8 protein-coding genes and 1 pseudogene are annotated in these 13,352 nt (G+C 72.1%); 6 read left to right on the forward strand and 3 right to left on the reverse strand.

Translation table 11 applies throughout. The annotated features are described in order from the left end of the window. The 3 genes and pseudogenes from AB0L89_RS40985 to adhE form a co-directional block, all read left to right on the forward strand. Window positions 1-224 (forward strand): annotated as a pseudogene (locus AB0L89_RS40985) (slipin family protein); the annotation flags it as partial. A gap of 279 nt (window positions 225-503) precedes the next feature. Beyond that, on the forward strand, window positions 504-1,583 hold the full coding sequence (locus tag AB0L89_RS40990) for a S1 family peptidase (RefSeq protein WP_365153085.1): 1,080 nt from the start codon (window positions 504-506) through the stop codon (window positions 1,581-1,583). Window positions 1,584-1,842: 259 nt separating this feature from the next. Continuing rightward, complete coding sequence (gene adhE, locus AB0L89_RS40995) at window positions 1,843-4,449, forward strand: bifunctional acetaldehyde-CoA/alcohol dehydrogenase (RefSeq protein ID WP_365153087.1); 2,607 nt, start codon at window positions 1,843-1,845, stop codon at window positions 4,447-4,449. 72 nt (window positions 4,450-4,521) lie between these two features. Here the strand turns inward: adhE and AB0L89_RS41000 are convergent, their stop codons facing one another. From AB0L89_RS41000 to AB0L89_RS41010, 3 genes are all read right to left on the reverse strand, one after another. After that, window positions 4,522-5,670 (reverse strand): AAA family ATPase, encoded by a 1,149-nt coding sequence (locus AB0L89_RS41000; RefSeq protein ID WP_365153089.1) that lies wholly within the window; start codon window positions 5,668-5,670, stop codon window positions 4,522-4,524. 67 nt (window positions 5,671-5,737) lie between these two features. Continuing rightward, window positions 5,738-6,400 (reverse strand): acetate uptake transporter, encoded by a 663-nt coding sequence (locus AB0L89_RS41005; protein WP_365153091.1) that lies wholly within the window; start codon window positions 6,398-6,400, stop codon window positions 5,738-5,740. Continuing rightward, complete coding sequence (locus AB0L89_RS41010; RefSeq protein ID WP_365153093.1) at window positions 6,397-7,446, reverse strand: DUF3533 domain-containing protein; 1,050 nt, start codon at window positions 7,444-7,446, stop codon at window positions 6,397-6,399. Before AB0L89_RS41010 ends, AB0L89_RS41005 begins: the two co-directional genes overlap by 4 nt. Before the next feature lie 186 nt (window positions 7,447-7,632). On the opposite strand from AB0L89_RS41010, the gene AB0L89_RS41015 reads away from it, so the two are divergent. From AB0L89_RS41015 to AB0L89_RS41025, 3 genes are all read left to right on the forward strand, one after another. Continuing rightward, on the forward strand, window positions 7,633-11,088 hold the full coding sequence (locus AB0L89_RS41015; protein ID WP_365153095.1) for a DNA polymerase III subunit alpha: 3,456 nt from the start codon (window positions 7,633-7,635) through the stop codon (window positions 11,086-11,088). Window positions 11,089-11,192: 104 nt separating this feature from the next. Then, window positions 11,193-12,167 (forward strand): hypothetical protein, encoded by a 975-nt coding sequence (locus AB0L89_RS41020; protein WP_365153099.1) that lies wholly within the window; start codon window positions 11,193-11,195, stop codon window positions 12,165-12,167. Window positions 12,168-12,418: 251 nt separating this feature from the next. Next, a partial coding sequence (locus AB0L89_RS41025; protein ID WP_365153097.1) for an alpha/beta fold hydrolase occupies window positions 12,419-13,352 on the forward strand: 934 nt, incomplete at its 3' end.

A 13,352-nucleotide genomic window follows, 5' to 3' on the forward strand; every position in this document is an offset into this window, starting at 1 on the left:
GGCTCCTGCAGACCGTGGTGGCCGTCGCCGCCGAGAAGAACTCCACCCTCGTCCTGCCCTTCCCCGTGGAGCTCCTGCGCTTCCTGGAACGGGCGCAGCAGGCCCTGCCGCAGCCTCCGGACGGCGGCGCGCCGGGGCTCGCGAAGCTGCCGGATTCCGGAGCGGCGAACGCGGAAGTCGGAGAGAACAACGCCCGCGGAGGGTCGAGAACCGGACAGGACTAGTCCTCACGGGCTGGCGACCGTCCCCTCGCACGCGGTGTTTGCACCGGGAACCGACGTGGTCGGATCCCGCTCGGCCAAGGGGCCCGGGGCGCGCGGCCGTTGCCGTGCGCGCGTCCTGAAGTAGACCTTGTGTGCGACCGGAAGGCATCGGGATAGTGGGCGAGGCCAATTGGCATGGACGCGGCTTTTTCAGCGTGGCAACTCCGTGCCGCGCAAGCCCTGCGGTCCGTCGGGTCCCCACACCGGACGGGTCGATCCCCCCACAGGAGGTCGTGAGTTTTGAAGCACCGACGCATACCCAAGCGGCGTGCCGCCGTGGCAGGCGCGGGCATCGCCGCGCTGGTCGCCGCGGGAATCACCTTCCAGACTGCGAACGCGAGCGAGAACTCCCCCGAGTCCACGCCGGACGTCCTCTCGGTGGCCAAGGCCGGAAAGCTCGCCTCGTCCCTGGGCAAGGAGCTGGGCGCGGACGCCGCGGGCACGTACTACGACGCGAAGGCGAAGAGCCTCGTCGTGAACGTGCTGAACCAGAGTGCCGCGGACGCCGTCGAGTCGGCGGGCGGCAAGGCCAGAATCGTCGAGAACTCCCTGGCGGAGCTGAAGAGCGCCCGCGCGACGCTGGACGACAAGGCGGCCGTCCCCGGCACCTCGTGGGCGATGGACCCGGCCACGAACAAGGTCGTCGTGACGGCGGACCGCACGGTCAAGGGCGCGAAGCTCGACCAGGTCACCTCGATCGTGAAGAGCCTCGGCGGCAAGGCCGAGCTCAAGAAGAGCAAGGGCGAGTACAAGGCCTTCATCGCCGGCGGCGACGCGATCTGGGGGAGCGGCTCGCGCTGCTCGCTCGGCTTCAACGTCGTCAAGGGCGGCGAGCCGTACTTCCTGACGGCGGGCCACTGCGGCAACGCGGTCAAGAGCTGGTCCGACTCGCAGGGCGGCCAGGAGATCGGCGCCACGGAGGAGTCGAGCTTCCCGGGCAACGACTACGCCATCGTGAAGTACACGGCGGACACCCCGCACCCCAGCGAGGTCAACCTGTACGGCGGCACCCAGGCGATCAGCAAGGCCGGGGACGCCACGGTGGGCCAGAAGGTGACGCGCAGCGGCAGCACCACCCAGGTGCACGACGGTGACGTCACCGCGCTCGACGCCACGGTGAACTACCAGGAGGGCCAGGTCGACGGTCTGATCCAGACCACGGTCTGCGCGGAGCCCGGCGACAGCGGCGGCGCGCTCTTCGCCGGCGACACGGCGCTGGGTCTCACCTCGGGCGGCAGCGGTGACTGCTCGTCCGGCGGCGAGACGTTCTTCCAGCCGGTGCCGGAGGCCCTGTCGGCCTACGGCGCGGAAATCGGCTGACCTCGTCCGGAGGGTTCGAGCCCCGCCCCCTGAAAAGGGGGCGGGGCTTTTTCCGATTCTTTGTGAAAACTTTCACAAGCGCGCAAGGGTCCAAAGTCCCTTCGGGTTCGCGCAGGTCAGAATAGGTATCTTTGGTGGGGGAGATGCTTTGGCGGGACCTTTTGCCCGGAGGTTGGGGTCCTTTTCGGACGGGCGAGCACGGCGTAAAGGTGTGGAATTGGAGGCGTAGAGAAAAGGCCTCGAAGAAGGAGTACCTGCCATGCAGGCCAAGGAGATGGTGGACGGACTCGTGCGAGGGGCCCTCGCGGCGCTCGAGCGGTTCGAGTCGTACGACCAGGAGCAGGTCGACCACATCGTCAAGAAGGCCTCCCTCGCCGCGCTGAGCCACCACGGTGAGCTCGCGCGGCAGGCGGTCGAGGAGACCGGGCGCGGCCTCTTCGAGGACAAGGCCGTCAAGAACCTCTTCGCGTGCGAGCACGTCGTCAACTCGATGCGCGGCCTGAAGACCGCGGGCGTCATCTCCCGCGACGAGCTGAACGGCATCACCGAGATCGCCGAACCGGTCGGTGTCGTCTGCGCGATGACCCCGGTGACCAACCCGACCTCGACCACGATCTTCAAGGCGCTCATCGCCCTGAAGACCCGCAACCCGATCGTCTTCGCCTTCCACCCGAGCGCCCAGAAGTGCTCGGCCGAGGCCGCCCGGATCGTGCGCGACGCCGCGATCGAGGCCGGCGCTCCGGAGAACTGCGTGCAGTGGGTCGAGGAGCCCTCGATGGAGGCCACCGGCCTCCTCATGAACCACGAGGGCGTCTCCACGATCCTCGCCACCGGCGGCAACGCGATGGTGAGGGCCGCCTACTCCTGCGGCAAGCCCGCGCTCGGCGTCGGCGCGGGCAACGTGCCCGCCTACGTCACCCGCAGCGGCAAGCTGAAGCGGGCCGTGCACGACATCGTGCTCTCCAAGGCCTTCGACAACGGCATGATCTGCGCCTCCGAGCAGGCCGTCATCCTGGACGAGGAGATCTACGAGGAGGGGCTCGCGGAGTTCCAGCGGCTCGGCGCGTACGTCGTCACGGCGGCCGAGAGGACCAAGCTGGAGGAGTTCGTCTTCGGCACGACCGCCTTCGCCAACAACTGCGCGGGCGCCAAGCTGAACGCGGCCGTCGTCGGCAAGTCGCCGCAGTGGATCGCCGAGCAGGCCGGCTTCGAGGTCCCCGAGGGCACCTCGGTCATCGTCGCCGAGTGCGCGGAGGTCGGCGTGGGCGAGCCGCTCACCGGCGAGAAGCTCTCCCCGATCCTGGCCGCGCTGAAGGCCGGGACCACCGAGCAGGGCCTCGAACTGGCCGCCCGGATGGTCGAGTTCCACGGGCTCGGGCACAGCGCCGCCATCCACACCGAGGACGAGGAGCTCGCCGAGGAGTTCGGCAGGCGCGTCAAGGCGGTCCGCGTCATCGTCAACGCGCCCTCGACCTTCGGCGGCATCGGCGACGTCTACAACTCCTTCCTCCCCTCACTGACCCTCGGCTGCGGCTCGTACGGACACAACTCGGTGTCGAACAACGTCTCCGCGGTCAACCTGATCAACGTCAAGCGGATCGGACGGCGCAACAACAACATGCAGTGGTTCAAGGTCCCGCCGAAGATCTACTTCGAGCGCAACTCGCTGCGCTACCTCGGTGAGATGGAGGGCATCAAGCGCGTCTCGATCGTCACCGACAAGACGATGTCGCAGCTCGGCTTCGTGCGGCGGGTGACCGACATCCTCGCGGCGCGCGAGTCCGCCGTCACCGTGCAGGTCATCGACAACGTCGAGCCGAACCCGGAACTGGCGACGGTGCGGGCCGGTGCCGCGATGATGCGGGACTTCGGGCCGGACACCATCATCGGCCTCGGCGGCGGCTCGCCGATGGACGCGGCGAAGATCATGTGGCTGATGTACGAGCACCCGGAGATCGAGTTCGCGGACACCAAGGAGAAGTTCTTCGACATCCGCAAGCGCGCCTTCAAGTTCCCCGGGCTCGGCAAGAAGGCGCAGATGGTGGCCGTCCCGACCACCTCGGGCACCGGCTCGGAGGTCACCCCCTTCGCCGTCATCTCCGACCCGGAGGCCGCGCAGAAGTACCCGCTCGCCGACTACGCGCTCACCCCGAACGTCGCGATCGTCGACCCGGTCCTGCCGATGGGTCTGCCCGCCACCGTCACCGCCGACTCCGGCTTCGACGCGCTGACCCACGCCACGGAGGCGTACGTCTCCGCCTACGCGAACGACTACACCGACGGGCTCTGCCTCCAGGCCATCAAGCTCATCTTCGAGAACCTGGAACGGTGCGTCGTGAACGGTCCGAAGGACCCCGAGGCGCGCGAGAAGATGCACAACGCCTCGACGGTCGCGGGCATGGCCTTCGCCAACGCCTTCCTCGGCCTGGTGCACGCCATGGCGCACACCCTGGGCAACACGTTCCACGTCGCCCACGGGCGCACCAACGCGCTGCTCCTGCCGCACGTCATCCGGCACAACGGCACGGTCTCCGGCAAGGCGACGCCGTGGCCGAAGGCGGAGGTCTACCGGGCGCCCGAGCGGTTCCAGGAGATCGCCCGGATGCTGGGCCTGCCGGCGGCGACCCCCGAGGAGGGAGTGGAGTCCTATGCCCGTGCGGTGGAGGAACTGCGTGCCAAGTGCGGCATCCCCGCCTCCTTCCAGGAGGAGGGCGTCGACGAGGCGGCCTTCCTGGAGGCTCTGCCGCAGCAGGCGATGAACGCGTACGCCGACCAGTGCGCGCCGGCCAACCCCCGTATGCCGATGCTCTCCGAGATGGAGCGGTTGATGAAGCGGGCGTATTACGGGGACGGGGAGGGCGCCTGATCCGGTTTGCGGTCTGCGGGCTGTGCCTGGCTGATCGCGCAGTTCCCCGCGCCCCTTATCAGGGGCGCGGGCTCACCGCTTCGGCCAGTACCACAGAGGTTCGTCCAAGAGGCTCTCCCGGCCCGCCACCGTCGTCCGGCCCGACTCCTTGAGCAGTTCTATGGAGTTGACGTCGACACGGTGGCGGGCCGCGCCCTTGCCCACCGCTTCCGCGAGGGAGTCCGCGTGGGTCACCAGGACCACCTGCGTGTCCTTCGTCGCCGTGAGGATCAGGTCGGCCAGCGGGCGCAGGAGATCGGGGTGCAGGCTCGTCTCCGGCTCGTTCAGGACGAGGAGGGACGGCGGGCGCGGGGTCAGCAGCGCGGCCGTCCACAGCAGATAGCGCAGGGTGCCGTCGGAGAGCTCGGCCGGGCCCAGCGGGCGCAGCAGGCCGCGCTGGTGCAGCTGGAGCTCGAAACGCCCGCCGTTGTCGACGACGCGGACCCGGCTGCCCGGGAAGGCGTCCGCCACGGCCTCGTCGAGCGCCTCGTCGTCGCCGATCTCGCGGATGGTCTGCAGGGCCGCCGCCAGGTCCGCGCCGTCGTGGGCGAGGACCGGGGTGCGGGTGCCGATGCGGGCGGCGCGGGCGGGCGCGTCGGCGTCGGTGCGCACGTGGTCGTAGAACCGCCAGGAGCGGATCAGCTCGCGCAGCCGCAGCAGGTCGGGGGCGAGCTGGGGGTCGGCGAACTCGCTGAGCATGCTGTCGTACGGCCTGATGCCCTGGGAGCGGTGCCAGCCGCCGTCGGCCGTGCGGGTGCGCACGGCGGGGCCCGCGCGGTCGCAGAGCAGCGCGGCGGGCCGCAGCACGGGCCCGGCCCAGGTGGACTCGCGCTTGATCTCGGGGTCCAGGGCGAACAGGGAGGGGGCGCCGCCGGGGCCCGCGCCGCTGGACTGGGGGACGCCGAAGTCGACCGCGTACCCGAACTCGTCCCCGGCGAAGCCCAGCTTGAGGCCGGCCGGCTCCGCCTTGCGTTCGCCCGCCCACATCGCGGACGGCAGGCCGCCCTCGCGCGCCAGGGCCGCGACCGCGCCGCCCGTGGCGGAGTCGGCGAGCAGGCGCAGGGCGCGGTACAGACTGGACTTCCCCGTGCCGTTCGCGCCCGTGACCACGTTCAGCCGGTCCAGGGGGACGATCAGTTTGCGCAGGGAGCGGTAGTTCTCGACGGCGAGTGTGCGGATCATGCGTGCCAGCCTCGCACCAGGGTCTGACAATTCACTCCGTACCGTCCGGTTCCGATGTCCCCGGTGCTCACGTCTCCGGCCGGACGTCCGGCGCGTCCGGCGCGAGGAAGCGACCCATCGGCAGGACCGGCCGGCCCCACGTGGACGCCATCACCTGGCCGGCCAGCAGATACAGCGCCCCGGCCGTCGCGCCGAGCCCGGACCAGCCCGCGACGCGGTTCCAGCCGACCGCGCCCGTGAAGCCGTTGCAGGTCATCGCCACGAACACGACGAGCACGCAGGTGAAGGTGAGCAGCAGCGCCAGATGGATGCGGAAGCTGGCCAGCCACAGCACGAAGACCACGAACACCCAGGGCAGGGTGAACAGGCCCATCGTGTCGCCGCGCAGCGCCGGGTCGAGGCCGGGCAGCACCCACTGGAGCATCAGCGCCTTCGCCATCCAGAAGAGCCCGAAGCCGCCGAAGACCGTGGCGTGCCAGGTGTCGCCGCGCTGCGCCTGGAAGAGCCCGGCGAGGAGCTGCGCGAGGCCGCCGACGAAGAAGCCGACCAGGGGCACGACCGAGTGCAGGAGCTTCTCGGGGAAGACGCCCGCGTCGATGCCGGTGGCGATCATCGTGACGACGATGAACCCGGTGAGCCCGAGCGGGCCCAGCTGGGCCTGCGCGGTGGGCTCCATCCGTTTGACGGAGACCGCCTGGGCCGCGGGGCCCGTGCGGTGCGGGAAGTTCACGCGATGCCCTTGCCGAAGCCGCTGGCCGTCAGGTCGATCGAGCCGCTGTTGTTCTTGTTCCGGTGCCGGGCCGACAGGGCGATGGTGACGGCGACGCCGAGGACCGCCCAGGCGGCCAGGACCAGGAGGGGGCCGGTGACCGCGTTGCCCTCGAAGTACGCGATGGAGCGCGCCACCCAGGTGCCCGCGCCCGGCGGCAGCCAGGGTCCGATGGCCTCCCAGAAGGGCGGCAGCATCGGCAGCGGGAAGGCGCCGCCGGCGCTCGGGTTGCCCGCGATGACGACGAGCAGGACGGCCAGGCCGATGCCCACGATGCCGGTGAGCGACTGAAGGGCGAGCGTGATCGCGCCCACCCCGAAGATCACCAGGGCGCCGAGGCCCCACAGGCCCATGATGCTGCCGGGCAGGGCGCCCAGGATCGGCCCGATGATGATCGCGCCGCCGAGTCCGCCGACGATCGAGTAGAGCGCCATGGTGCCGAGCCTGATCACCGCGCGGGGCACGTTGGCGGCCCGGGAACCCGCGCTGATGGCGAGGATCGAGGCGCACAGATAGCCGCCGACGCACCAGCCGACGACCAGGTAGAACGACGAGAGTCCGTTGAAGTCCTGCGGCGAGGCCGGGGCCACGTCGACGGTCTTGACCGCGCGCTTCTCGGCCCCCTCGACCTTGGCGGTGAGCTCCACCAGGGTCCTGGAGAGGGCGGTGCCGCCGCCGGAGGCGACCAGGAGGGTGTCGGTCGTGCCGCGCGGGTCGACGATCAGGGCGCCGTCGATGTCCCTGGTCATGATCTTGTGCCGGGCGACGCCCTCGTTCTCGACCACCCGGGTGTCGAGCGGTTCGCCGGGGAGCTTCTTCAGCCGGTCGGCGGTCTGCTCGGCCGCGGGCCCCGGGGCGACCACTCCGAAGGGCACGTCCCGCGGCTTCGGGTTGTGCAGGGCCCCTACGTAGGAGGCGATGAACAGCAGTTGCAGGGCGAGTACGCCGATGACGAGCAGGGCTGCTCGCGGGGTGACGGCGCTCTTCAATTCGTCGGCGAACCTCATGCCCCCACGCTCGGTGGCCCGAGACGTTTCCGCAGGTGGGATGGGCCGAACGGACGACAGACGCGGGGCGGGGGCACCCCCGTCCAGTTAATCGAACATTCGTGTCGTACGTAAGTTCGAAACTGGTCTATGGTGGAGGGCAGGGGGATACGAGGTCGGATCGGTTCGGGGTTACAGGAGGTGCGTGTGCCCGGGTTCACGCATCTGCACACCGTCTCCGGGTTCTCCCTGCGGTACGGCGCCTCGCACCCGGAGCGGCTCGCCGAGCGCGCCGCCGAGCGGGGCATGGACGCCCTCGCGCTCACCGACCGGGACACCCTCGCGGGCGCCGTCCGGTTCGCCAAGGCCTGCGCGAAGGCGGGGGTGCGGCCGCTGTTCGGGGCCGAGCTCGCGGTGGGGGAGCCCGCCCCGGCCCGGGGCGAGCGGCGCCGGGCCCCCGTGCGCGGCGGTGCCTTCATCGACGAGTCGACCCCGCGCGTGACCTTCCTCGCCCGGGACGGCGCCACCGGCTGGGCCACGCTCTGCCGTCTGGTCACCGCCGCCCACCGCACCGGTGAGGGGCAGCCCGTCCTGCCGTGGGAGGAGAACCACGGCGAGGGCCTGACCGTGCTGCTCGGCCCCGCCTCCGACGTGGGCCGCGCGCTCGCCGCCGGCCGCCCCGACCGGGCCGCCCGCCTCCTCGGCCCCTGGCGCGAACGCTACGGCGACGCGCTGCGCCTGGAGTCCGTCTGGCACGGCCGCACGGGCACCGGGCCCGGCTCGCTGCGCCTGGCCGCGCGCACCGTCGGCTTCGCCGCCGAGCAAGGCGTGCGCCCCGTCCTCAGCAACGACGTGCGCTACGCCGACCCCGGCCAGGGTCCCGTCGCCGACGTCCTGGACGCCGCGCGCCGCCTCGTCCCCGTCGACCCGACCAAGGAACTCGACGGCGGCGAGCGGTGGTTGAAGGGCGCGGACGCCATGTACCGCGCCGCCGAGCGCGTCGTGGAGTCCGCGGGCTTCCGCCGCGACACCGCCCACCGGCTGCTCGAACAGACCCGGGCGGCCGCCGCCGAGTGCCTCGTCGACGCCGAGGACGACATCGGCATCGGGACCGTGCACTTCCCCGAGCCGCGCCTGGTCGGCGCCGGGCGCCGCACCGCGCAGCGCGTCCTCGCCTCACGGGCCGCGGCGGGCATGGTGCTGCGCGGCTACGACCGCGCCCCCGGGGCCCGCGCGTACTGGGAGCGCATGCACCGCGAGCTGGACATCATCGCGCACCACGGCTTCGCCTCCTACTTCCTCACCGTGGCCCAAGTGGTCGACGACGTACGCGACCTGGGCATCCGGGTCGCGGCGCGCGGCTCCGGCGCGGGATCGCTGGTCAACCACCTCATCGGCATCGCGCACGCCGACCCCGTCGAGCACGGGCTGCTCATGGAGCGGTTCCTGTCCAAGCGGCGGTCCGTGCTCCCCGACATCGACATCGACGTCGAGTCGGCCCGCCGCCTTGAGGTCTACCGCGCGATCATCGGCCGCTTCGGCACCGAGCGGGTCGCGACGGTCGCCATGCCCGAGACCTACCGGGTCCGCCACGCCGTGCGCGACGTGGGCGCCGCCCTGTCCATGGACCCGGCCGACATCGACCGGATCGCCAAGGCCTTCCCGCACATCCGCGCGCGCGATGCCCGCGCGGCGATGGAGGAACTGCCCGAACTGCGCGCGATCGCCGAGGAGCTGGGGGACCGGGACCGGCTGTGGGAGCTGGTCGAGGCGCTGGACGCGCTGCCGCGCGGCGTCGCCATGCACCCGTGCGGGGTACTGCTCTCCGACGCCTCGCTGCTCGCGCGGACGCCCGTGATGCCGACCAGCGGCGAGGGCTTCCCCATGTCGCAGTTCGACAAGGAGGACGTCGAGGACCTCGGCCTGCTCAAGCTGGACGTGCTCGGCGTGCGGATGCAGTCGGCGATGGCGCACGCGGTGGCGGAGGTCGAGCGGGCCACGGGCGCCGCCGTGGACCTGGACGACCCGCGCCAGGTCCCGCCGGGCGATCCGGCGACGTACCGGCTGATCAAGTCCGCCGAGACGCTCGGCTGTTTCCAGATCGAGTCGCCCGGCCAGCGGGACCTGGTCGGCCGGCTCCAGCCGGCGACCTTCCACGACCTGGTGGTCGACATCTCGCTGTTCCGCCCCGGCCCCGTGGCCGCCGACATGGTGCGGCCCTTCATCGAGGCCCGGCACGGCCGCGCGCCCGTCCGCTACCCGCACCCCGACCTCGCGGAGCCGCTGAAGGACACGTACGGAGTCGTCGTCTTCCACGAGCAGATCATCGAGATCGTGGACATCATGACCGGCTGCGGGCGCGACGAGGCCGACCGGGTGCGGCGCGGGCTCTCCGACCCCGATTCGCAGGGGCGGATCCGCTTCTGGTTCGCGCAGCACGCGGCGGCCCGCGGGTACGACGCGGAGACGATCACCCGTACCTGGGAGATCGTCGAGGCCTTTGGTTCGTACGGCTTCTGCAAGGCGCACGCGGTGGCCTTCGCCGTGCCCACGTACCAGTCGGCGTGGCTGAAGGCCCATCACCCGGCCGCCTTCTACGCGGGGTTGCTCACGCACGACCCCGGGATGTACCCGAAGCGGCTGCTGCTCGCGGACGCGCGGCGGCGCGGGGTGCCGATCCTGCCGCTGGACGTGAACCGGTCCGCGGTCGCCCATCGCATCGAACTGGTGTCCGGTTCGGAGGGTGCTCCGGACCGGTGGGGGCTGCGGCTCGCGCTCGCGGACGTGCACGGCATCAGCGAGGCCGAGTCCGCGCGGATCGCGGACGGGCGGCCCTACGCCTCGCTCGTCGACTTCTGGGAGCGGGCCAGGCCCTCGAAGCCTCTCGCGCAACGGCTCGCGCAGGTCGGCGCGCTCGACGCGTTCGGCGCCAACCGCCGTGATCTCCAGCTGCACCTGGCCGAACTGCGGCGCGGGGCGCGCGGCGCGACCGGCGGACAGCTGCCCCTGGCGGGCGGGCGGCGGACGGCCCCCGCCGGGCTGCCCGACCTCGACGACGCGGAGCGGCTCAGCGCCGAGCTCGGCGTCCTCGGCATGGACTCCTCCCGCCATCTCATGGGCGACCACGAGGAGTTCCTCGCGGAGCTCGGCGTGTTCAGCGCGCGGCGCCTGCGCGAGGCCGAGCACGGCGCGACCGTCCTGGTCGCCGGCGCCAAGGCCGCCACGCAGACCCCGCCGATCCGCTCCGGCAAGCGCGTCATCTTCACCACCCTGGACGACGGCACCGGCCTGGTCGACCTGGCCTTCTTCGACGACGCCCACGAGCGGTGCGCGCACACCGTCTTCCACTCCTGGCTGCTGCTCGTGCGCGGCGTGGTGCAGCGCCGCGGGCCGCGCAGCCTCAGCGTGGTCGGCGCGGCGGCGTGGAACCTCGCGGAGCTGGTGGAGGTGCGCAAGGAGGGCGGCCTCGACGCGGTGGCGCGGCGCCTGGCCGAACCGGAGCCCGCGCCCGCCCCCGAGGCGGAACGGGACCCGGCGGGCGGACGGCGCATCCGCATGTCCACGGGGTACGAGATGCACCCCTGGGCGGATCTGCGTCCGGCGGGCGAAGGCACGTCGGCGACACGGAAGTTGTGGCACCGGAGTCCGGGGAGCGCGGGATGAGCGGGGTGACCGAGGTGACCGAGGGAAGCGGGGCGGCCGAGGAGAGCGGGGCGGCCGAGGGAAGCGGGGCGGCCGAGGGAAGCGGGGCGGCCGAGGGGAGCGGGGTGGACACCCTCTACGTACGGTTTCTGCTGCCTCCCATGTACGAGGCGCTCCTGCCCCGGCTGATCGGGCTGCTCCAGGAGTTCAGCCCGGCGGTCGAGGCGCTGCCGCCCGACGCGGCGCTCGTCGACGTGCGGGGCGCGCGGCGCTACTTCGGGCGCGGCGCCGTCGAGCTGGCCGCGCTGATCCGGGTACGGGCGCTCGCCCGCTACGGCGTGGAGTGCGCGATCGGCGCGGGCCCCGGCCCCATGCTCGCCCGGATGGCCGCGCGCGGCGTCGCCCCGGGCATGACCCGCGCGGTGCCCGAAGGCCCGGACGGCACACGGGAGTTCCTCGCCGGACGGCCCGTCGGCGAGCTGCCCGGCATCGGCCGCGCCACCGCCCGCACCCTGTGCGAGTACGGCCTCGACTCCCTGGACAAGGTCGCCGCCGCGCCCCTGTCCACCCTGCAACGGCTCGTCGGCGCCCGCGCGGGCCGCGAGCTGCGCGACAAGGCGCGGGGCGTCGACCGCGCCGGGGTCACGCCGAACGCCGCCGCGCGCTCGCTCTCGGCCGAACGGCCCTTCTCCCGCGACGAGCTGGACCCCTTCCGGCACCGCCGCGCCCTGCTCTCCTGCGCCGAGGAACTGGGCGCGGGGATGCGCGGCCGAAGCCAGGTGTGCCGCGCGCTGACCCTCACCGTGCGCTACGCGGACCGCAGCACGACCACCCGGACCCGGACGCTGCCCGAGCCGACCGCGCACTCCACCGCGCTGACCGTGGCCGCGTACCGCATGTACGAGGCGCTCGGGCTGCAGCGCGCCCGGGTACGGGCCCTCGCCCTGCGCGCCGAGGGGCTCGGCCCCGCCGAACGCGCCGCCCACCAGTTGACGTTCGACCCGGCGGACGACAGGGCCCGCCGGATCGAGGAGGTCGCCGACCGGGCGCGGGCGAGGTTCGGACCGGGCGCGATCGTGCCGGGGACGCTGGCGGCGTAGCGCCCCGCGGTCCCCGTCACCGCCGCGGCGCCCTGAAGGGGGGCGGGCTCATCGCGCCGATCGTCACACGGTGCCTGCTCGCGAAGCTCGGCGCCCGCGACCGCGCCAGTGATCGCTGGAAGTTTTTCCCGACGCGCAACTTCACTCCTCTACTACTGGCGCGTAATTTGGCATGCGCGCAACATTCCTGGCGATCCGGATCACAGGGCTGTCGTCATCGCAACTCCCTTGAGCCGCAAGGAGATCACACGATGCTGCCCTGGAGACGAGCGCTGCACGCGCTCGCCGCCGCCCTGCTCGTCACGGGCGCGCTCACCCTCACCCCCGCCGCCACGGCCGCGACGCCGGACCGGGCCTCGGCCTCGACGTCGAGGGGCTGGAACGACTACGACTGCAAACCGTCCGCCGCGCACCCCCGCCCGGTCGTCCTCGTGCACGGCACGTTCGGCAACTCCGTCGACAACTGGCTGGTCCTCGCGCCCTATCTGGTCGCGCGCGGCTACTGCGTCTACTCCCTGGACTACGGCCAGTTGGACGGCGTGCCGTTCTTCCACGGGCTCGGCCCCATCGACAAGTCGGCTGAGCAGCTCGACGGCTTCGTCGACAAGGTGCTCGCCGCCTCCGGCGCCAAGGAGGTGGACCTCGTCGGCCACTCGCAGGGCGGCATGATGCCGCGCCACTACCTCAAGTTCCTCGGCGGCGCCGCCAAGGTGAACGCCCTCATCGGGCTCGCGCCGGACAACCACGGCACCACGCTGCTCGGCCTGACCAAGCTGCTGCCGTACTTCCCCGGCGTCGAGGACCTGCTCACCACGAAGACACCGGGCCTGGCCGACCAGGTGGCCGGGTCGAAGTTCCTGACCCGGCTCAACGAGGGCGGGGACACGGTGCCGGGCGTGCGCTACACCGTCATCGCCACCAAGTACGACGAGGTGGTCACCCCGTACCGCTCCCAGTTCCTCCAGGGCCCCGACGTGCGCAACGTGACGCTCCAGGACCTGTGTTCCGTCGACCTCTCCGAGCACGTGGCGATCGGGATCCTGGACCGCGTCGCCCACCACGAGGTGGCCAACGCGCTGGACCCGGAACACGCGGCGAGGATCGGGCCGCCCACGATCATCGCGATGACACCCACGACGGCGACGACGACCTTGCAGACGGCGACGATGGTGTCCCAGTTGTCGG

Origin of the sequence: Streptomyces sp. NPDC052114 (assembly GCF_040680155.1) — a bacterium.
GTDB lineage: Bacteria > Actinomycetota > Actinomycetes > Streptomycetales > Streptomycetaceae > Streptomyces.